Source organism: Adlercreutzia sp. (genome assembly GCF_056795635.1).
Map to the genome: position 1 here is coordinate 186,565 of NZ_JBQIIT010000004.1, position 20,855 is coordinate 207,419.

Genomic DNA, 20,855 nt, shown 5'->3' on the forward strand with positions numbered 1-20,855 from the left:
TTTTGGTGTAATGCACTTGCGACGAGCAATGGATAGGGGGTCAAGCGAGACGCAGGGTGGCAAATATCTCTTAATCAGCTCTTACGTCAACTGAGTCCTTCCAGTGTGGTTTGCGCCTGCTTTGGGGTTGACTATTTATTTCAACCCCCGTCGTCCTGTAAATGCTTTAAAGCGCGCCTCGGTGCTGTCCAGACTCTTGCGCAAATTCCAGCAGGCGGCTGCCGGCCGTCGGCATGGTCACTCGTCCAGCAGCGACACGTCCAGATACCGCCTTGATCCCCACTCGCTGTCGGCCACGTACTTGAGTCTGGCCGTCACCAGCATGAGCGCGCTATTGCCGTCGGGGAACGTGCCCACCACCCGCGTGCGGCGGCGGATCTCGCGGTTCAGCCGCTCTATGGCGTTGTTGGTGCGGATGCGCCGCCAGTGCCGCATGGGGAAGCGCGCGTAGGTCAGCGTCTCCGCGACGCCGTCGCGGACGCACTTGGCGGCCGCCGCCAGCCTCATGTCGTCCAATTTGACGGCGACGTCGCCGGCCTTCTCCGAGCTGGCCTCCAGTGACTCCTGGGCGTGGATGGCCTTGAGCATGGCCGCCACCCGGCCCCTCTTCGATTTCGGCACCTTCGCGAGCACGTTGCGGTAGAAGTGCACGGTGCACCTCTGGTAGGCGGCGTCCGGGAACACCTCGGCGATGGCGCCGGTCATGGCGGCGGCCTTGTCGCCGGTGAACATGCGCACCCCCGTCAGGCCGCGGCCCTTGAGCCGGGACAGGAGCTCCCGCCAGCACTCGGCCGACTCGGTGAAGCCCTCCGCCGCCCCTATCACCTCGCGGTAGCCGTCGTCGTTCACTCCGATGGCCACCATCACGGCCACGTTCTCGAGCATGATTGAATTCGACACTCAAATCATACCGAAGGCCGGAGCCGTGTCTTTCCTGCATCTGGACTATGCTGCTGACAAAGTGCGCAAGAGATTGTACGTTACCCAGCGCCGTTTGGGATGAGTTGCCCGGCGAATAGGCGTCCCGTAAGGTGCGCCTGCGATGAACAGGGGAATCGGTAGTCCGGCCGGTCGCACATACGGCTCCCTGCAACGCGTGCGATAGTAGAGACGGTCGAGGATTCATTTGCTGACGGCTAACCCATGTCTGCTTGTTGAATTACGTGAAATTAATCTTCAAATCTTCTTGTTCTCTTATGAGGCGGCGACAACTGAATGAGGCTAGGGCTGCTCCGTGCCTAGGGTTTTTTCGACCCAAAGTTGTAACGCTTCTACGGCGATAGATAGCTCCTCGAGCTGAGTTTGTATGGCCTCGAAGTCCTCTCGCTCGGTTTCGTCGATTACTCCATCAGCGGCTATGGAAATGAGCCTGTCTTTCATGGTTCCAACATTGTTAAGTGTGGCAATCATTCCAAGAACGATGCTCGGCAGCTCGCCGACTCTAACCTCGGGCACATAACGCTGTCCAATGCTACATTGTCCGGAACAGTACTGGTTGCAGAGAGAAGGGTCGTTGTACCTTTCTGCAAGCAGGAGGATGTCTTCGGGTGTCGCTGCGATGCGTCTGTTCTCTATGCCTTCGAGTCTATCGTAAGACATGCCGCTCATGTTTTTTACGGCCTGCTCGCGTGACAGACCCAACTCCTCGCGCTTTATCTGAAAGGACAGTTTGTCGGGGTTGTTCGACGGTCTTCCCATAAAGTTCTCCTATTTTGTGTAGAAATTACCGGGAACGAACCTGTTTTTCTGCAATTCCAACCCCTAATCATTCAGAACTTTCGAGAGGAAAATATACAGCATCAAGAGAGCCGAACGTTAGCAAATGCGAGAAGGGCAGGCAATGGACACAAGAGAAAGGATAGCCTCACTACGCCTGATCGATAAAGCAAAAAGGCATCCGGCTTTCGCAAGAAAAATCGGAGTGATGTATTCGAGTGGTCGCTTGAGTAGAGGAGGAGAAGAAATTGATAGAGAAGGAAACCCTGCTGTCGGAAGATCGTGTAAAGGAAATTCTGGGCATCGATGATTTTCGTCGCATGACCAAGAGTGGAGCAATAGAGTTCGTCTCTATGATGTCGCAAATGGAGCCTGAGGTTGCTCTCAAAGCCTTGGAGCAGTTCCCTGATTTGGCAAGAACGGCAGTATCGTGGGCTAGCGATTACAAGGAGACGATGGTCAAGGCGCTCGACGTTAATGCGGATGAGTCCAAACGTATTCTAGCGTCGCTCCAGACAACTCTCGACCAGCTTAATTCGAGACTAGGAAGGGACGATCTCTCGTCTGAGGATCTCAAGCTAATTGTGGACGGCATCTGCAAGATGCAGGAGATGATCCTTCGGCTTCATGAAGGAAATCAGAAGCACGGCATCAATGTTTTGCACATGGGTGTAAGGGCTCTTGCGGTGCTTGGGGCAGTCGTCCTTGTCGGACTTGGCGCTAGCGGGCGAATCAAAGTGCCGACGATAAAGAAATAATTCGGAGAATCGGTAATGCTCAATTTGCTTAGGAGGTTTGAAATGGTTATCTACACTACGAACGAGTGGAAGGGCTACGGCAAGCAGAACTACTATTGGAACGAGTATCGTCTTGAAGGCGATGTCGTCAAGAAGTACAAGTGTCATCGGCGGAAGTTCTTCAACGGAGATGAGAACACCTGGGATGAGGAAGAGGAGCTCATCGAGTCTTGGAATGTGGACGATCCCGATCTCCCAGAATGGCTCAACGATTATCTGTAGGAAGTAAAGCAGCCTCTATATTACCCGCCAAGCACAAGACGACGTTCCTTTCTGCTCGGAGCGGCGTCTTGTGCCGTATCGACCAGCTTAAAGACTTTGAAATGTATGCTAATGGTTCATATTCGACCATAAAAACGCAGTGACACATGTCTCGTTTCGAGCAGCAAGCAACTTTCCGCAACGCGGCATTGAGACGATGCTCTACGATCAATAATTAATAAGCTTCATATATTATTGGTTGGAATAATGTCCTCTTTTTTGCGTTTCGCCATGCATTCGAGGGAGGTGGGGATTTCCTCGAGTAGATTCTCCGTCGTTGGCCAGTGCGTGCGATGGGGTAAAAGGCATGATGCCATGAATATTAGTGGACGCCATCGTCAATCCAATAGAGGCTGATGGCAAAGTGCTCTCAGTAATTCAGCCCGAAGGCCCACAAGGGGATGACGTTGCCGTGGCCGTATTCGATGTCATCCTTCACGACGAAGCCCCGCACCGCATCGCGAATCTGCTTTGCGCTCTTGCTTCTGCCTCCTACTTCGAAGGTGGCATCTCCGATTTGGAAGTCGGAGATCGGCGAGCTGAAAACATTCTGGTTGACGCGCATCTGGTTGAAGAAGAACGTCTCGCGAACGGTGCCGACATCTGGTGCGCCGTCACTTAAGTTGTAAAGGATGTTCGTGTTGTCCAGGTAGACTTTCTCGACCTTCCCCAGGCCGTTGATACTCGACGAGGACTCGCGCAGCTGGGCAGTCATGCCGGCTTTCTCGATGAACAAAAGATAGTCCTCCAGGTTGTTTCGGCTGGCTCCGATCTGGCTGGCTAGCTTTGCCATGCTGGGTTTGAAGGGGGCAAGCGTGCTGACAAGGGCCATGAGCTTGCGCAGCTTGCGACCTGTTGAGGCGTTCATGTTCGCGAACTGAGGAATATCTACTTCTAGCGTACGGTTGATGACCTGGGCGAGCTCGATGGGGAAGTCGGGGTCTTGCCCGAAGGGGTAATAGCCACCGATGAGGTATTCCCGAAAGTAGGACAGGGGGTGGACTACCCCGGGAATGGAGGTCTGGTGTTCGATGATATCCTCCAGGGAGAAGGGCTGGACCTCTATACCGTGGCGCATGGCGAGGAATTCACGGAAGGAGAGGCCCTGCAGGTGGTACTTCGGTGCCCGGCGGCTGAGGTCCGCCTCGCCGCGCTCGATATCGAGGATCGACGAGCCTGTGAAGTACACGTGCATGTCGGGGAACGAGTCGTAGATGGCTTTCAGCTCGCGGGACCATCCCTCATATTTGTGAATCTCGTCGAAATAGAGGAACGCGCCGCCGCTCTTGCTGAAAGCCTCGGCCGTGTCGAAAAGGGTGTGATTGGAGAAATACAGGTTGTCGGCCGACGCGAAGAGCGCCTGATCGGTTTGGCCGGTGTGCTTAATGTGCTGCAAGAAGAGTGTGGTTTTGCCGACGCCCCGGGGTCCGACGAGGCCGAGCATGCGGTTGTCCCAGTTTATGCGGTCGTAGATGTATCGGTGGAAATTGCTCGTTGTGTTCTCGAGCAGGCGATGCATAGTTTCATAGAGGCGTTCCATAGCAAACCCTTCGAATAGTGCACTCAATGAGTGCAGAAATTATATCATACCTGCACTTATTGAGTGCAGGTATGCGAATGATGGGGCCCTATTGGAGGATAGCGGGTGGTCTGGAACGTGGGATGACGGCAGGCTGGAGGCGGGCGGGCTGAAGGCCGCCCCTACAGGGTGAGTTGGAGGTGGCAGCGGCGCTGGGTCAGGGTTCCCTAAGCATCCAATGCGCGTACTGATTTCGGGAGGTACAGCACCAGGCCTAGGGCGAGGCAGGCCAGGCCGTCTACCAGGAAGAAGGGGGCGATGCCGATCCACTCGGCCAGTATGCCGCCGATGGCCACGCCGATGGGGGTGGCTAGACCCATGGCGGCTGTGAGCAGGCCCATGGCGCGGCCCATCTTCTCGTCGGCCACATGACGCTGGGTGAGCGTCATGGTGGGCCCGTTGAACCAGGCGCAGGCCACGGCCATGACCACCACGAAGGCCAAGAAGGCGGGGAAGCCGTCGGCGGGCAAAAGGCCGCAGGCAGCGGTGGCGACGCCCACGACCACGCAGGCCACGGCGATGAGCCCGGCCAGGCGCTTGCCGCCGCCCCAGGCCATGAGAATGCCCGAGCCCACGAGCATGCCCACGCCGAAGGCCGCCTCGGTGAGCGATGCCATGTAGCCGTCGCCGCCGAAGTGGTCGTAGGTCATGAGCGGGAACACCGCCGACATCGGCCCGAAGATCATCATCCCTGCGGTCACGCCGCCGATGAGCAGCACCAGGCCGCGCGTTTGCGCGATGGCCCGCCAGCCGTCGCGCAGGTTCGCCAGCACGTGCTGCTGGGCGGCAGTGGCATCCACCACGGTGGGGATCTTCGCCAGGGCGAGGCCGAGGATGGCCACACAGGCGCCGGCGAAATCGAGGAACATCACCGAGGAGAACCCGAGGGTGGTGTACAGGAAGATGCCGAAGGCCGGGGCGCCGATAGCGGCCACCGAGGCCAGCAGCTGGTCGAGGGTGTTGATGCGCAGCAGGTGCTTGTCGGGCACGAGCATGGGCATGGCGGCCATCATGGCCGGTCCGTGGAAGGCCTGGCCCACGGCGCGGCCCATGCACACCACCACAAGCAGCGGGATAGACACGTCGCCGGCCAGAATGAGCAGGGCTGCCACCAGCGAGATGAGGCCCACGGCCCCGTCGGCGACAATCATGATGATCTTGCGGTTGTGCTTGTCGGCCACGATGCCGCCGAAGGGCGATACGAGCCCGATGGGCAGCATCACGCAGATGTTCATGATGGCCAGCATGAGTGCGCTGCCGGTGCTCTCGGTGACGTACCACACCACCGCGTAGCCGGCGGCGTAGCTGGTGATCATGGATACGGCCTGGCCAGCCCAGATGAACGCGATGATGGCTAGCCAGTTCTTCGGCAGCGGCAGTCCGGCCGCGCTCAGGGGCGCGGTGGCGCTGGGGGCGGCGGCCTTAGTTGTGGCGGCGCCGGGGGCGATGTCGGCGTCGGGAGCGGGCGGGGCGCTGGAAGCGGTCGGGGTGCCGTCGCCGGCGTTCACGGAGGGGTCGTCGACGATCTCAGGGGCGTGCGGGGAACGTTCGGTCATGGGAATCTCCTTGCGGGGTAGGGCTGAGCGCAGCGAAATGATCCGAGTAGCACTCAGCATGGGGTTGCGGAAGGGGTTGCGCCACCTATTTCAGGTGGCAAAGTCGTCGCAACGGGAAGTTGCGGAATGCGAAGCGACGGCTGGGCATCATGCCTCGCTGCGCGGAACGCGAAGAAATGGCGCGACAAAACGTTGTGCCCCATCACCACTGCTTCGCTGCCAAGCTATTAGATTACGAACCTTCCGGCCATCAAAACACCCACCTCAATAGATTCCAAAGCCCGCCCAGTGTACGAGAGTATTTGTCGTCTGTCAAACCGTCTACGGCTCGGGCTCCTCGCGCTGGCGCAGAGTGTCGGCCCGCTATACTGGGTCGTGCAAGCGACAAGAGGGTGCCCGTGAAGAAAGGGTGCGCACCATGGTGACATTGACGAAAGCGAACTTCGATGAGCTGGTGACCGAGGCGTCAGGCCTGGTGCTGGTGGATTTCTGGAGTCCGGGGTGTGGGCCGTGCCGCATGATGGAGCCGGTGCTGGAAGGGATGGCGGCGCGCCATCCCACCGTGCGCTTCGCCAAGCTGGATGCGGCGGCGAACCCCGATATCGCTTGGGCCTTCAACGTGGTCAGCGTCCCTACTTTCGTGCTCTTTCGCGACGGCGTGCCCGTAGGGGAGATCGTCGGCGCCGTACCCGCCGTGCGCATCGAAGAGCTGCTGGCCGAGGGGGATGCCTAGCCCGGTGGCACACTCGCGAGATGGCGGGGACGTTTCGGGCGCTGGTGTGCCTGTGCGCTGACGACGATGGGGCAGCGGCCTGGTGGCTCGGCATGGAGGGGCGCATATTCCAACCGCAGGGATGAGGGGGCGCGCGGGCAGTCGCCAGGGGAATAGCGCCGCGTTATCTTTTAAGGGAACTACGGCAGGTGGTAGTGCTATCATGCAAGGATATCCCGTGTCGCAATCGCCGCAATTTCGACTGAGGCACGAAAGCCGAGGACGAGGGAGTTCGCATGGTTTCTTTCCACCATATCTTCCATCATGGGAAAGAACGTGACGACGCCGAGAGGCGCCTGGAGATCGCTGAGGCCCACCAGGCCGCAGAGGCCGCCGAGGCCAAGGCCGATGTGGCCGTGGCCGAAGCCCAGGTATCTCAGGAATTCCTCGATCGCTTTCCCGGCGGCATGTTCCGCTATCCCGCCGAGGGGAACGACACCCTCGACTGCGCCAATGCCGGTCTGCTGCACCTGTTCGGCTGCAAAGACGTTGCGGCCTTCGAGGCGCTGACGGGCAACACGTTCTCGGGACTCGTTTACGAGGAGGATCGCGATCGCGTGCAGCGCGAGATTGCGGAGCAGACCTCGGCGAGCAACGAAGACCACGTGCGCTACCGCATCCGTCGCGCCGATGGGGCCCTGCGTTGGGTGGAGGACTGGGGCCAGCTTGTGGAAGATGCTGAAGGGCGGCGCTGGTTCTACGTGACGGTGATGGACATTACCGACCAGGTAAACGATGAGGAGCAGCTGCGCCGGGCCAACGAGCGGCTCGAGATTATCACGGCCCTGTCCAACGATGTGCTCTTCGATATCGAGTGCGCCACGGGGGAGGCCCATGTCTACGGCGATTTCGAGGGTCGCTTCGGCCGCACTCCCGAACAGGGCGATTTCGTCGTGCATCGCCGGTGCCAGAAGCCCTGCCAGCTGGCCATCACGGCTCACGATCTCTCGCCGCTCATGGAACAGATCGGCGAGAACTCCCTGGTAGATTTCGAGACTTCGACACCCGGCCCCCATGGTGAGCCGGTGTGGTACCGCTATCAGTCCGTGGTGCTCTACAACGAGGACGGCAGCCCCCAGCGCCATGTGGGCCGGCTGCTCGACACCAACGAGGCTGCGCTGCGCGAGAGCCAGTTCCGCCGCAAGGCCGAGCGCGACGGGCTCACGGGGCTCTACAACCGCGCCGCGGCCCTCGATCGCATCGAGACGGCCCTGGCCAACGAGAACCGCCCCTGCACTCTCATCGTGGTGGATGTGGACGATTTCAAGGAAGTGAACGACACCTACGGCCATCTTGAGGGTGATGCCGTGCTGAAGGAGCTGGCCCAGTTCCTGAGCCAGGTGATGCGCAAAGAGGATATCGTGGCCCGCATCGGAGGCGACGAGTTCCTCATCTTCGCGCCCGGTTTGGCCTCGGGCCCGGCCACCGATCGGGTGCTGGAGCACTTGGCCCGCGGTCCCTTTGCGGCCCAGCGGGCCACCGACGAGCCGGTGCGGGCCGCCCGGGCCTCCCAGTGCCACGCGGCGCCCAGCATCAGTATCGGAGCCGCCTGCTGCCTCACGCCGCCCATGCCCTTTGAGGCGCTCTTTGCCGTGGCTGACAGCACGCTCTATCAGGCCAAGGAAGCGGGGAAGGCCCGCTATCGCCTCACGGTCGTCGGTTAGCTTCCCCTAACCCGCCTTCTGCAGCAGCAGGGGGCCGTCGCATCGCTCGAGGGGGCGCTCGTCAGCAGTGGCCAGAAGATGCGCCAACGCCTCCACCGATCGGGGGAAATGGCAGCGATCAAGGTCGCACTGGTCGAAAAAGCGGTGCTCGACCATCGACTGCAAAAATGCGTGGAGCGGGTCGTAGAACCCGTCAACGTTCAGCAGGAAGCACTCGTGGGGCCCCATATCCAAGCGCACGCGGGTGAAGATCTCCGTGATTTCCTCCAAGGTGCCCACGCCGCCGGGCAGGGCCACGAATGCGTCGCCCAGCTCGATCATCTTCGCCTTGCGCTCGCCCATGGTGTCGCACACGATGAGCTCGGTCAGGTCGTGCTGGGCCACGCCGGCCTCGATGAAGAACGCCGGCTCCACGCCGATAACGGGCGCCCCGCCCTCGATGGCGGCCCGGGACACGGCACCCATGAGGCCCACGGAGCTGCCCCCGTAGACGAGGGTGTGCCCAGCGCGGGCGATGAGGGCGCCCAGCTCATGGGCGGCTTCTTCAAAATGCGGGTTGTCGCCGAAGTTGGAACCGCAGTACACGGTAATGTTCATGAAACTCTCCTCCTCGGTGTGTTTGGGCTGGTCGGAGAATCCAGAAGCATAGCACCGATGGCCGCTCGGGGCAAACGGGGCGCCGCGCCGTCGCCGTGCTTGGGGCCGCTCGGGGTGGGCGAGGCGCCGCGCCGTTGCGGTCTCTTACGGCTTCCGATCACTTCCCTTACTTTGCCGTCACCTTTGCTGCGCAATGGTGCCGCCCGCGTTATGCTGGCATCCTCGCCCAGGGAGAGACGCGACGAGAAAGGGAGGGCCATGGGTGCCATCAAGCATTTTCTGGGAAACTACAGTGAGAACTTCGCCGCCGCTCTCTTGCTGTGGCCTCTGGCATCGCTCATGCTCACCCTGCCCATTCTGGCCTACCTATACCATCGGGATGGACGCCTGCGCTTCGGCACCTTCGTGGGGGCCTACCTCACGGTGCTCTACGTCGTCGGCATCGGCTGCTTCACACTGTACCCGCTACCCTCGGGCGATACGGGCCTGGGCATAACGCGCGGCGTAGCCCCTAACTTCAACCCGCTGAACTTTGTGAACGACATCGCCAAGGACGGCCTGCGGGCCGTATTCCAACTCGTCTTCAACGTCGTGTTCTTCATGCCCCTGGGATTCATCGGCGGCCGCCTGCTGCGGTTGCGCTTCGCCGCGACGGTGCTGCTCGGCCTGGCTACGTCGGTGCTTGTGGAAACGGCGCAGCTGACGGGGCTCTTCGGGCTCTACCCCTACGCCTACCGCTGCTGCGATGTGGACGACGTCCTCACGAACACCCTCGGTGCGGCCCTGGGCTGGCTCTGTGCGGCGTTGCTGGGGCGCGTCGTTCCCCCGGGGAAGCTCGCCGACGCTGAGCCCACCGATCGCCCCGGTTTCGTGCGCCGCTGCGTGGCCCTGTGGATCGACCTGGCCATCGTGTGGCTCGTGGCCGTGGTGCCCTACAGCGCGGTGGCTCTGGGTATGGAATTCGCCGGGTGGGGCCAGCCAGCGTTGCCGGGGCTTACGGCCGGCCAGACGGCCGCCCTCGTCATCGACGGCAGCGCCGTGGCGGCTCTCGTCATGGTCGAGCTGGTCATTCCCTGGCGCCACGGGGGCTCTACCCCGGGCGGTTCCTTCGTGCGCATGACCTTCGAGACGCACCCGCGCACCCCGGGCCACCGCGCACTGTTCTACGCCGCCCGCGCCGCCACCTTGGTCGCCGTGCTCTGGGAATGGCCGTGGCTCATTCCCTTCCTGCTGCTGTTCTACCTGGTGAAACGGGAGATGCCCTACGATCTCATCCCCTAGGCTCGCGTGGGGGCCGACGATCCTTGGGGCCTTTGTGGCGATACCCGCTGTTGAAGGGATTTGAACCGGAGATTGCCCGGACGTTCTGCTCAAGGGCTGAGGCGGCCCCTTTTTGTGCAGGTGCATCGCAGCTTGCGGGGCGCCTACGCCGTGCGCGGATGCGAAACTCGTCGGCAACGGGGGCCGTGCCATAATGGGCGGCGGCCTGGGGAAGGCGGTCACGGCACCGGTCGTGGCGCTTCCCGGCCAGCCCTCTGCCCGACGCGACGATTCGAGGTTTCCGTGAGCGATACCAAGACCGTGCCCACCATGGGCGCCCCCGATGCCGAAGACGCTGTCTACGACGGACGCACCCTCGGCCTGCCGAAGATGACCATCTTCGGCCTCCAGCACATGTTCGCCATGTTCGGCGCCACCATTCTGGTGCCGACGCTCACGGGGCTGTCGGTGTCGGCGACCCTGCTGTTCGCCGGCTTGGGCACGCTGCTGTTCCACTTCCTGGCCAAGGGGAAGGTGCCGGCGTTCCTCGGCTCCTCCTTCGCGTTCATCGCCGGCTACGCGGCCATCGCGCCGAACGGCGAGGCGGCGCTTTTGCCCTACGCCTGCCTCGGTGTGGCCTGCGCGGGCTTGCTGTACCTGGTGATTTCCGCCCTGTTCAAGGTGTTCGGGCCCCAGCGCATCATGGGCTTCTTCCCGCCCGTGGTCACCGGTCCCATCGTCATCTGCATCGGTCTCATTCTGGCCCCCTCGGCCATCGCGAACTGCGAGACGAACTGGCCCGTGGCCCTCGTGGCCATCGCCATCATCGTCATCAGCAACATTTGGGGTCGCGGCATGATCCGCATCATCCCCATCCTGCTTGGCGTGATCGGCTCCTATGTGGCCGCCGCCTTCGCCGGCGTCGTGGATTTCCAGCCCGTAGCCGACGCCGCCTGGATCGGCCTGCCGGTGCTGTGGGACAACACGGTGTTCTCCCTGTTCGGCCCTGGGTTCGATACGGGCCTGGCCATCACGGCCATCATCACCATCATGCCCTTGGCCTTCGCCACCATCATCGAGCATATCGGCGACATGTCGGCCATCAGCTCCACCTGCAACCGCAACTTCATCGCCGAGCCCGGCCTGCACCGCACGCTGCTCGGCGACGGCCTGGCCACCATTGTGGCATCGCTGTTCGGCGCGCCGGCCAACACCACCTACGGCGAGAACACCGGCGTGCTGGCCCTCACCCGCGTGTTCGATCCGCGCGTGGTGCGCATCGCCGCCTGCTTCGCCATCCTGTTCTCCTTCTGCCCGAAGTTCGCGGCCATCATCTCCTGCATGCCGGCCTGCGTCATCGGCGGCGTGTCGCTGGTGCTCTACGGTATGATTTCGGCCGTGGGCATCCGCAATCTGGTGGAAAACCACGTGGACTTCATGATGAGCCGCAACGTGCTCATCACGGCGCTCATCCTGGTGCTGTCCCTCGGCATCGCCTCCAGCACCGCCGGAGCCATCGTCTTCGAGGTGGGCGGTGTGACCGTGGCCCTGTCGGGTCTGGCCGTGGGCTCGGTTGTGGGCATTCTGCTGAACATCATCCTGCCGGGGAAGGAAGAGGGCTGGGACGGGGGCCTGGCTGCCGAGGCCGAGGCCGACGACGTGCCCCTACCTCTGGAAGCCGAGGTCACGAACTTGCCTATCGCGGAGAAGTAGGCTGCCCGGCGCGCACGCATGGGGCGCCCGGCGCGTTCCTATGCGTGCGCCGGTAGCCATTTCTGGAGCACTACGGCTTCGTTCTCCTGCTCGTTGCGAGCCGCATAGAGCAGGGTGACGCGCGGGTAGGAGGCCATTTCCGGGCCCGCCAGCTTCTTCGCGAAGGCCAATGCCTCGGGGTTGGCGTTCAACTCCTCCACGTACTGCTGTTGAAAGGCGTTCCAATGGGCCGGGTCGTGACCGAAGGCCTTGCGCAGCTCCGTTGAAGGAGCGAGGAACTTCGCCCACTCGTCGTAGTGCACGCGGGCCTTGGTCAGGCCGCGGGGCCAGAGCCGATCGACGAGCACCCGGTAGCCGTCGCTTTCCTCGTAGGGCTCGTACACGCGTTTGATCTGGATTTCCATGGGTGCGCCTCCTTGAGATGCTGGTGGTTCAGCTCCGATTATCGCGCGCGCCCAGTCGTGCGGCATCGCCCTGTGGAGCCTGTAAGCAAACCGCCCTCCTCTTGTTATGGAAGGGGCAGGCGAGCACTTCCGTATCTTCTGGACAAAAAGGCTTCGAGCGAGCTCTTCGATGGAGCTTGGGCGTTGCTTGTCTTCAGAATGAGCTCGAACTTAACGAATTTCGTTTACTGAGGTCTGCGATATTGCCCCTAAGGGCCTCAGCACAGCTCACTCGAAGCCTTTTTGTCCAGAAAATCGAAAAGTGCCCTCGACAAGGAGGGCTTTAAATCGAGAGGCGCGGCGGAATCGGCTCGAAAACCGATCCACCGCGCCTCGCTCGGCGACGTTGTGCGACGGCGCCCTACAGCGCCAGGCGGTAGATGTTCGCGGCGTCCTCCAGGGTCAGTTTCTTGAAACTGCCGAAGGGCACGCCCTTGTTCTGGGCCAGAGTAGGCAGCATCTTCTCGATGTCGCCCTCTTCCACACCCAACTCGGCCAGGGTGGTGGGCATGCCCAGGCTCGCGAAGAAGCTGCGGGTCTCGTCGATGGCCGACAGGGCGTCGGCCTCTACGTCGCCGGTGGGGGTGAGGCCGAAGACCGCCTGGCCGTAGAAGGCGAAGCGGGCCGGGTTCTCGCCGTGTACGTACTCCATCCAGGCGGGGAACATGACCGCTAGGCCCGCGCCGTGGGTGATGGCCGGGTCCAGGGCCGACAGTTCGTGTTCAAGCCCGTGGGTGGCCCAGTCCTCGTGACGGCCCACGCCGGCGATGCCCTGGTGGCAGAGCATGCCCGCCCACATGATGTTGGCCCGGGCATCGTAGTTCTCGGGGTCGGCCAGCACGCGGGGTGCCTCGGCGCGGATGGTGTTCATGAGCGACAGATTCAGGTTGTCGGTCACGGGCACGGCGCCGTAGTCGTCGAAGAAGCGTTCCAACAGGTGGCAGTACATGTCGGTGAGCCCCGCGGCCGTTTGGAAGGGGGGCAGGGTGAAGGTGAGCTCGGGGTTCATGAAGGCGAATTTCGGGCGCTGGGCGTTGTTGGCGTAGCCGGTCTTTCGGCCGAGCTCGTCGTTGGAGATCACCGTGTTCTTGGAGGCCTCGCTGCCAGCGGCCGGAATGGTGAGCACGACGGCGATGGGGAGCACGGCGTGATCGAGGGCCTTGGTTTCGAAGAGCTCCCACACGTCGCAATCGACACAGGCACCGTTGGCGATGGCCTTGGCGGAATCGATGACCGAACCGCCGCCCACGGCCAGAATCCAGTCGACGCCGGCCTCCTTGCAGAGAGCCACGCCCTCGCGCACCAGGGTGATCTCGGGGTTCGGGCGCACGCCGCCCAGTTCCAAATGCTCGATGCCCGCCGCGTCCAGCGATGCACTCACGCGGTCGATCAGGCCGCTGCGCCGGGCGCTCTCGCCGCCGAAGTGCACGAGGACGCGCTTGGCGCCGGCTGCTGCCAGCTTCGTGCCCACCTCGTTCTCAACGCCGCGGCCGAAGACGAAATGGGTCGGGGAGACGAACTCGAAGTTCTCCATGGGAATCCTTTCCATCGCAAAGCACCCGCACCGGCCGCCAACGCGCGGCCCCACGCACGAGGCGCCCAGGGCCAGTATAGTGCTCGGAGCGCCGCCGGGCACCCGGGGCTCGGAAGAATTCGCCCACGACGGCGCGGCCCACCGAACGAGCGGGCCGCGCTAAAAGGGGAGGAAGGGCCGCGGTGCGGAGGTGGGAGGGATGCCCCGCACCGTCGCCGACCCTGGGAGGCTTAGGCTTCAGCACCCTGGGCGTAGGCGCAGGCTACTTCGCCGGAGAGGCGGCCGAGCACCGAGTAACCGCTCATGACGCACCAGTAGTCGCCGTTCATGATGCCGCCGGCGGCGCCGGGCACCGCGTACAGGCCGGCGATGGGCTGGGCGTTCGTGCCCATGACCTGGGTGTCGGTGTTGATCTTCAGGCCGCCGAAGGTAGCCATGATGCCGCCGACCACGGGAATGGCGTAGAAGGGGGCCGTGGTGAGCGCCATGGCCGGCACCGTGCCGAGGTGGGGCACTTCCAGCTGATCGGCCGTGCCCGCAGCGGCGGCCTCGTTGTAGGCGTTTACGGTCTCCACCATGTTCCGGGCGTTGAAGCTCACGCCGTCGGCGGTCTCGGCCACGATCTTCGCGCCCAGCTCTTCCAGGCTGTCCGCCTGCACGACGGTCATGCCGCGCTCGATCATGGCGTCGATGCGGTCCCCGCCGATGACGGCGGCGTTGCAGAAGGGAGTCTCGCGGATGAGGTTGCGCACGGCCTCGTCCAGGATGAGGTAGGCCCGGGCCATGGGCTGCTGCATGACCTCCTGGTTCACGAGGGACGAGCCGAGCCCCTCGTTGACGAAGCGCTTGCCGCCCACGTTCACGTACACGCCCATGCCCTGGATGGAGTGCTCGGTGGTGCCGTAGTAGAGCACGTGGGCGTCGTCGATGTTGGTGAGGGCCTCGTAGCCCTCGGGGGTGTCGATGCCGTTCAGGTAGGTGGTCGGCCAAGGCTGGGGGTGGCCGTAGAAGGAGCCGAAGCTGCGGGAGAGCTGGGCGCCCGCCTTCACGGCCATCTTGATGCCCGCGCCGTCCAGGTAGGGGACGCACTGGGCCTGGCCCAAATCGGCGTGGCGGCCGATGTAGTGGGTGCACATCTCCTTGTCGCACTGCCAGCCGCCCGTGGCCAGGATCACGGCCTTGGCCGCAATGGTGAAGGGGCCCTCGGCGTCCTCGGCCACCAGGCCCGTGACCGTGCCGGTCTCATCCACGACCAGGTCCACGGCGCGGGTGCCGAGCAGGGTCGTGCCGCCCTTGGCCGTGAAGATCTCGCCGAACTGCTGGAGGTACTCGTCGGTGTAGCTCTTCGAGCCCTCCTCGGCCGGGCGCTTGCCGCCCATCCACACGTAGGGGCTGCCCGGGGCCAGCTCCTCGGTGGCCAGGCCCAGGCCGCCGATCCACTCCAGGTACGGGGCCCAGTTGTCGCAGACGAGCTTGCCCAGCTCGGGGTCGGACATAGGGGCCTTGGCGTAGGCCTCTTCCCAGGCGGCGCCGAAGCGCGGCCCGAAGGCGCCCGCCGCGAAGCGGCTCGTGCCGCCCACGGCCTGGGAGGCCTCCACGAGGATGACGCTCGCTCCCTGCTCGGCCGCGCTGACGGCGGCGGCCAAGCCGCCGATGCCGGCACCGGCGATGACCACATCGCAGGTGTGCTTCGCCTCGGCCGTCCCCGTGTCGGCCAATTCCTGGGTGCTGCAGCCCGACAGGCTGGTCATGCCGGCCAGGGCGGCGGCCCCGGCGGCGACGATGCTGGCGCCCTTGATGAAATCGCGGCGTGTCTGTTCCATGATGGTTCCCTTCCTTCTGATGGTGTATGGCAGCGCATCGGCGGATGCGTCAGGCCCTGGATTGGTGCGCCCCGGCGAGGGGCTTGGCGCGGGCGGTGCCTAGTGGCAGGTGTTGCACTCGTAGACGCCGGCGTGGTGGCAGCCCACGCAGGTGTCGGCCGCGGCGGTTTCCCGGTGCATGCCGTGGCAGTCGCTGCAGGCGATGTCGCCGTGGCCGGGGGTAAGGCCCATGACCTCGTGGGGGTTCACCGTAGTACCCTTGGAATCGGTGAGGTCGGTGACGTCGGCCGTCAGGGCGAGCATCTCCTCGGTGCTCAGGTCGTGGCAGCCGGCCGCCTGGCAGGTCTGGGCCTCCACGCTGGTCTTGCGCAGCTTCTGGGGCATGGCGCCCGTGGCGTCGGCGCCCTGGTGCACCGTGGCGAGGGCCGCCTCGTCGCTGTGGCAGGTGGCGCAGTCGGTTCCGGCCGCCGTGGCGTGGGCTCCCGCCCCCAGGGAGGCCTCGGTCGTCGTCGCGGCCTCGGTGCTGTGGCAGGTGGTGCAGTCGGTGGCCAGGGACCAATCGGACGCCGGGTCTGCCGCGGCGGTTTGCTCGGCGGGGTCTGGCCCCTCGGCGGTTTTCGGTTCTTCCCCTTGCGGCGAGCATCCTGCCGCTATAATGATGGCCGCCACAACGGCAAGGGCTGCAAGGGGCTTGCGCAGACGCTTGATGGGCTTCATCCTTCCTCCTTCTTCGATGTTCCGTTCGTTTCGCTTCCTCCGTAAACGATGGGCCGATGGTAGGAAAAGGGCTCCGCCGCTGTCATCGGGGCAAAGGCGTGAAATTGAGGGAAGTCATCGAGAACCACCGCTGTTCTGGGGCTTCTACGAGGGGTTTTCGAAGGGTCGGAACCGTTCTCACTAGTTTCTAGTGAGGCGGAAGAGCAGGGAAGGGGAGCGGGTCGGGATGGAGAAGAGGGGCGCATCGCTGCAATCGCGGTTCATGGCGGAGCTGAGCCGGGCCAATTTTCCCATGATGGTGGGATTCGCGCTGTGCCAGGTATGGCTGAGCCTGTGCTTCTTCGCGCCGCAGCTGTTCCCTGAGAACTCGTCGGTGAGCGTCTACGAGATATCGCTCGTGGCCTGCGTGGTGTCGCTTGGGCCCGCGCTGGCGTTCCCTAAGGCGAGCGAGGCCTGGCTCGAGCGGCCGTGGAGCGTGCGGGCCGTGGCCCTCTGCGCGAGCGTGGGCACCCTGGCCATTCCGTTCTCGGCAGGCAGCACGGGGCTCGACGGGGCGCTCCAGGTGTTCGCCGGTCTTTTGACCGGCATTGCCTCGGGGTGGCTGTTCGTCGGCTGGTACCAGGCCTTCTGCAAGCTGGGGGATCTCATCGGCTTCGTACTCGGCGTGGTGGCGAACAACCTTTTCATGTACGTGCTGACGGCGGTGGCCTATCTGCCGGAGGTGAGTCCGTGGATCATGGTGGCCGTCGCCTGCGCCCTGCCGCTCCTCTCGGCCCTCCTTCTCAACCGCCGGCCGGAGACGGCCGATTTCGTGGGAGAGCCCACCCTGCCGCCGCGCCGGAGCAAGCCGCGGCGCGTCCTGGCGCTGCTGTGCGCCAGCATCTTCTTTGTCAGCTTCGTGGACGAGTTCATGCGCAACTACTATTTGGAAGGCACCGACCTGGCCTTTTACTCGGGAAGCCTCAATCTCGTGCTGCTGGTGGCCAAGGTGGCCTGCTCCACGGTGCTCGTGGTCATCATCGCCGACCGGAGCCGCAAGATGTCTTTGGTCTACCGCATCTCCTTCCTGCTGACCATGGCGGCGGTGCTGCTCATGCCCTACGGGGGCCACTGCCCCGATGTCATGTACGGCATCGCCAGTTTCGGGGCCTTCCTCTTCAAGATCATGATCATGATCCTGGCCTTCAACTTCTGCCAGCGCTATCGCACGTCGCCCTTGCTGGTGTACGCGCTGACGCGCATCACCTTCTCCCTCGACCTGCTGCTCGGCTTCGGGGGCTTCAACGCCTACTCGGTGCTGGCGCCCGCGGTGCCCGACCTGCTGGGGCTCATCTCCGTGGCTCTTGGGCTGCTCGTGGTGGCCATCTACTCGTTCGTGTTCACCGACCGTTCCTACGCCCCGGCCTTCGTGGCCGCCGACGGGCCCGCGCCGAGCGGGGAGACGGTGGAGGAGCGCTGCGACCGCCTCGTGCGCGTGGGCAACCTGTCGCGGCGGGAGTCCGATGTGCTGCGGCTCGTGGCGAAGGGGCGCTCGGCCCCGCGCATCTGCGAGGAGCTGCACCTGTCCATGAACACAGTGAACACCCACACGAGCCACATCTACCAGAAGCTGAAGATTCACTCGCGCCAGGAGCTTCTCGATTTGCTGGAGAATATGGCCCCCGATAAGGAGCGCCCTTCGGCCGGCGGCCGGCCGTGAGCAAACTCGGTGGTTGCGGGTCGTGCTGACCCGTGGGCCGCTAGCCTTCCAGTTCGCGGGCTAGGTAGCGGCCGGTGATGCTTTCCGGGTTGGCGGCCACCTGGGCCGGGGTGCCCGTGGCGACGATGCGGCCGCCAGCCTCGCCGCCGCCGGGGCCCATGTCGATGAGGTAGTCGGCGTTGGCGATCATGTCCAGGTCGTGCTCGATGACCACCACGGTGGCGCCCTGCTCCACGAGGCTCTGCAGCACGGCGATAAGGGTGGCCACGTCAAGCGGGTGCAGCCCGATGGTGGGCTCGTCGAAGATGAAGAGCGTGTCGCTCTGGTCGCGGCGCACCTCGCTGGCCAGCTTCAGGCGCTGGGCCTCGCCGCCCGACAGGGCCGGGGTGGCTTCGCCCAAGGTGAGATAGCCCAAGCCCAGGTCGCGCAGGGTTTCCAACTTGGCGCGCACCTTCTTCTGGGACGCGAGCGCCGTGGCGGCCTGGTCCACGGTGAGCGACAGCAGCTCGGGCAGCGACAGGGTGGCCACGGCGCCTTCCCCCTCTACTTCCATCTGGATGGCGTCGGCGGCCGTGCCCGCGGGGGATGTTTCGCCGGAGGAACTGCCGGGGTCTGCGTTGGCACCGGCCGCCGCGCCGCTGTTCGGGTAGTCATCAACGGCCATCTGGATGGCGTCGGCGGCTCGGCCGTAGCGGCTGCCGCGGCAGTCGGGGCAGGGGATGTCCACGTCGGGAAGGAACTGCACGTCCAAGGAGATCTGTCCCGTGCCGTCGCAGGTGGGACAGCGCAAAGACCCGGTGTTGTAGGAGAAATCGCCGGCCTTGAGGCCCGCGGCCTGGGCCTCGGGCAGCTTTGCGAAGGCGCGGCGCAGGTCGTCCAGCACCCCGGAGTAGGTGCCCACGGTGGAGCGCACGTTCACGCCGATGGGGGTGGCATCCACCAGATCGACCCGGGCGATGCCGGGCGCTTCCACGTCCAGCACGTGACCGGGCAGGGGCTGTCCGGCCAGGGCCGCCTTCAGGGCCACGACGAGGCTCTCCAGCACGAGCGTGGTCTTCCCCGAGCCGGATACGCCGGTGATGCAGGTGAGACGCCCTTGGGGAATGGCTACTTCCAGGGGCTTCACCGTGTGGAGCCCGTCCATGGTCAGACGGATGGAGCCTTCGTCGAACAGGTGCGGCGCGGCAACGGGGGTGCGCACCCGCACCTTTGCGGTGCCGGCCAGGAAAGGCCCGATGCGGCTGGCCGGGTTCGCCTCCACCGTGGCCACCGGCCCCTGGGCGATGATGCGGCCGCCGTCGGCTCCCGAGCCGGGCCCAATCTCGATGAGGTGGTTCGCGTGGCGCAGCACGGCCACGTCGTGATCCACCATCACGACGGAGTTCCCGTCGGCCAGCAGGTCATCCATGACACCGAGGAGCCCCTCCACGTTGGCGGGGTGCAGCCCGATGGAGGGCTCGTCCAGCACGTAGAGCACGCCGGTGGTGCGGCTGCGCACGGCGCGGGTGAGGGCCACGCGCTGGCGCTCGCCGTTGGAGAGGGTCTCGCTGGCGCGATCGAGGGTGAGGTATCCCAGGCCGAGCTGCTCCAGGCGCTGAATGGGCTCGGCCATTTCACTGGTGATGGCGTCGGCCATGGGGCGCATGTCGGCTGGCAGCCAGGGGGCCACCGTGGGCAGCCAGTCCCGCAGCTCGTCCAGGGTGAAAGCGGTGATCTGGGCGAGGTTCAGACCGTCGATCTGGCTTTCCCGGGCCGGCGCCGACAGGCGCGTGCCGTGGCAATCGGGGCAGCGGGCCTCCACGAGGAACTTCGCCACCCGCGCCATGCCCTTCTCGTCCTTCGCCTTGGCCAGGGCGTTCTTCACGGTGTTCACGGCGCTGTAGAAGGTGAAGTCCAGCTCGGTGGCGTGGTCCTTGTTCTTGGGCACATACAGGATGTGGCGCTTCTCCATGGGGCCGTGCAGCACGATGTCCTTCTCGGCGTCGGTGAGGTCCTGGAAGGGCACGTCGGTGCGCACGCCCATTTCGCGGGCTACCTGGGGCATGAGCGACCACATGAGCTGCCGCCATGGGGCTACGGCGCCCTCCTCCAGGCTGAGGGTGGGGTCGGGTACCAGGGTGCTCTCGTCAATGTCGCGCACGACGCCGGCGCCTCCGCAGGTGGGACAGGCGCCCCCGCTGTTGAAGGCCAAATCCTCGGCCGAGGGGCCGTAGAATTCCACGCCGCAGGCAGAGCAGGTGATGGGTTGCTCGGCCGCCACGTTCAGGGTCGGCCCGTTGCGGTGGCCGTTGGGGCAGCAGTGCGCGCCGAGGCGCGAGACCATGAGCCGCAGGTAGTTCAACAGCTCGGTGGAGGTGCCGAAGGTGGAATGGACGCCGGGCGTGTCCGGTCGCTGTCGTAGGGCCAGGGCGGCCGGCACGTGCAGCACCTCGTCCACCTCGGCGCGGCCCGCCTGGGCGATGCGCCGCCGCGTGTAGGTGGACAGTGCTTCCAGGTAGCGGCGCGATCCTTCCGCGTACAGCACGCCGAGGGCCAGCGAGCTCTTTCCCGAGCCCGACACGCCTGCGATGCCCACGAGCTGTCGCAGCGGCACGTTCAGGCTGAGGTTCCGCAAGTTGTGCACCCGCGCCCCACGCACCTCAATGGCCGTCGGCTCGGTGAAGGTGAGGGGCACGGTGGTGGGGGCTTCGACGTGTTCCATGGGACTCGATTCTCGCGCGAGAT

The 20,855-nt window shown here is 64.3% G+C and carries 16 protein-coding genes and 1 pseudogene; 7 read left to right on the forward strand and 10 right to left on the reverse strand.

The window, feature by feature from the left end:
- Window positions 1-237: 237 nt before the first annotated feature.
- Window positions 238-879 (reverse strand): annotated as a pseudogene (locus tag ACTOXK_RS04005) (IS256 family transposase); the annotation flags it as partial.
- A 342-nt stretch (window positions 880-1,221) separates the two neighbouring features.
- On the reverse strand, window positions 1,222-1,698 hold the full coding sequence (locus tag ACTOXK_RS04010) for a helix-turn-helix domain-containing protein (protein ID WP_482277595.1): 477 nt from the start codon (window positions 1,696-1,698) through the stop codon (window positions 1,222-1,224).
- A gap of 266 nt (window positions 1,699-1,964) precedes the next feature.
- Between ACTOXK_RS04010 and ACTOXK_RS04015 the strand changes: the two genes are divergently transcribed.
- A complete protein-coding gene (locus ACTOXK_RS04015; protein ID WP_482277596.1) occupies window positions 1,965-2,474 on the forward strand; it encodes a hypothetical protein in 510 nt (169 codons plus the stop codon).
- A gap of 42 nt (window positions 2,475-2,516) precedes the next feature.
- Window positions 2,517-2,735, forward strand: a complete 219-nt coding sequence (locus ACTOXK_RS04020) for a hypothetical protein (protein ID WP_482277597.1) — start codon at window positions 2,517-2,519, stop codon at window positions 2,733-2,735.
- Window positions 2,736-3,144: 409 nt separating this feature from the next.
- Here ACTOXK_RS04020 and ACTOXK_RS04025 read toward each other — a convergent pair whose 3' ends face one another.
- The gene (locus ACTOXK_RS04025) at window positions 3,145-4,314 is read right to left on the reverse strand and encodes an ATP-binding protein (RefSeq protein ID WP_482277598.1); all 1,170 of its coding nucleotides are present in this window, start codon (window positions 4,312-4,314) and stop codon (window positions 3,145-3,147) included.
- A 206-nt stretch (window positions 4,315-4,520) separates the two neighbouring features.
- Window positions 4,521-5,909, reverse strand: coding sequence for an MFS transporter (locus tag ACTOXK_RS04030; RefSeq protein ID WP_482277599.1), 1,389 nt, complete (start codon window positions 5,907-5,909; stop codon window positions 4,521-4,523).
- Window positions 5,910-6,327: 418 nt separating this feature from the next.
- On the opposite strand from ACTOXK_RS04030, the gene ACTOXK_RS04035 reads away from it, so the two are divergent.
- Together ACTOXK_RS04035 and ACTOXK_RS04040 are read left to right on the forward strand one after the other, a co-directional pair.
- Window positions 6,328-6,642, forward strand: a complete 315-nt coding sequence (locus ACTOXK_RS04035) for a thioredoxin family protein (RefSeq protein WP_482279329.1) — start codon at window positions 6,328-6,330, stop codon at window positions 6,640-6,642.
- A gap of 275 nt (window positions 6,643-6,917) precedes the next feature.
- Complete coding sequence (locus ACTOXK_RS04040; RefSeq protein ID WP_482277601.1) at window positions 6,918-8,345, forward strand: GGDEF domain-containing protein; 1,428 nt, start codon at window positions 6,918-6,920, stop codon at window positions 8,343-8,345.
- A 6-nt stretch (window positions 8,346-8,351) separates the two neighbouring features.
- On the opposite strand, the gene ACTOXK_RS04045 is transcribed toward ACTOXK_RS04040, so the two are convergent.
- On the reverse strand, window positions 8,352-8,942 hold the full coding sequence (locus ACTOXK_RS04045) for an LOG family protein (RefSeq protein WP_482277602.1): 591 nt from the start codon (window positions 8,940-8,942) through the stop codon (window positions 8,352-8,354).
- Between the two features lie 258 nt (window positions 8,943-9,200).
- On the opposite strand from ACTOXK_RS04045, the gene ACTOXK_RS04050 reads away from it, so the two are divergent.
- Together ACTOXK_RS04050 and ACTOXK_RS04055 are read left to right on the forward strand one after the other, a co-directional pair.
- Entirely contained in the window at window positions 9,201-10,223 is a 1,023-nt protein-coding gene (locus tag ACTOXK_RS04050) for a VanZ family protein (protein WP_482277603.1), read from the forward strand.
- A 309-nt stretch (window positions 10,224-10,532) separates the two neighbouring features.
- Window positions 10,533-11,915 (forward strand): uracil-xanthine permease family protein, encoded by a 1,383-nt coding sequence (locus tag ACTOXK_RS04055; protein ID WP_482277617.1) that lies wholly within the window; start codon window positions 10,533-10,535, stop codon window positions 11,913-11,915.
- Between the two features lie 38 nt (window positions 11,916-11,953).
- On the opposite strand, the gene ACTOXK_RS04060 is transcribed toward ACTOXK_RS04055, so the two are convergent.
- From ACTOXK_RS04060 to ACTOXK_RS04075, 4 genes are all read right to left on the reverse strand, one after another.
- Window positions 11,954-12,319, reverse strand: coding sequence for a DUF488 domain-containing protein (locus ACTOXK_RS04060; RefSeq protein ID WP_482277604.1), 366 nt, complete (start codon window positions 12,317-12,319; stop codon window positions 11,954-11,956).
- Window positions 12,320-12,719: 400 nt separating this feature from the next.
- Window positions 12,720-13,892, reverse strand: a complete 1,173-nt coding sequence (locus ACTOXK_RS04065; protein WP_482277605.1) for an iron-containing alcohol dehydrogenase — start codon at window positions 13,890-13,892, stop codon at window positions 12,720-12,722.
- 230 nt (window positions 13,893-14,122) lie between these two features.
- Entirely contained in the window at window positions 14,123-15,715 is a 1,593-nt protein-coding gene (locus ACTOXK_RS04070; RefSeq protein ID WP_482277606.1) for an FAD-dependent oxidoreductase, read from the reverse strand.
- 99 nt (window positions 15,716-15,814) lie between these two features.
- Window positions 15,815-16,432 carry a hypothetical protein gene (locus tag ACTOXK_RS04075; protein WP_482277607.1) on the reverse strand — a complete coding sequence of 206 codons (618 nt, stop codon included), beginning with the start codon at window positions 16,430-16,432 and terminating at the stop codon, window positions 15,815-15,817.
- Window positions 16,433-16,658: 226 nt separating this feature from the next.
- Here ACTOXK_RS04075 and ACTOXK_RS04080 point away from each other — a divergent pair, with 226 nt between their 5' ends.
- Window positions 16,659-18,131 (forward strand): LuxR C-terminal-related transcriptional regulator, encoded by a 1,473-nt coding sequence (locus ACTOXK_RS04080; protein WP_482277608.1) that lies wholly within the window; start codon window positions 16,659-16,661, stop codon window positions 18,129-18,131.
- 40 nt (window positions 18,132-18,171) lie between these two features.
- Here the strand turns inward: ACTOXK_RS04080 and ACTOXK_RS04085 are convergent, their stop codons facing one another.
- Window positions 18,172-20,832, reverse strand: a complete 2,661-nt coding sequence (locus ACTOXK_RS04085) for an excinuclease ABC subunit UvrA (RefSeq protein ID WP_482277609.1) — start codon at window positions 20,830-20,832, stop codon at window positions 18,172-18,174.
- Window positions 20,833-20,855: the final 23 nt, after the last annotated feature.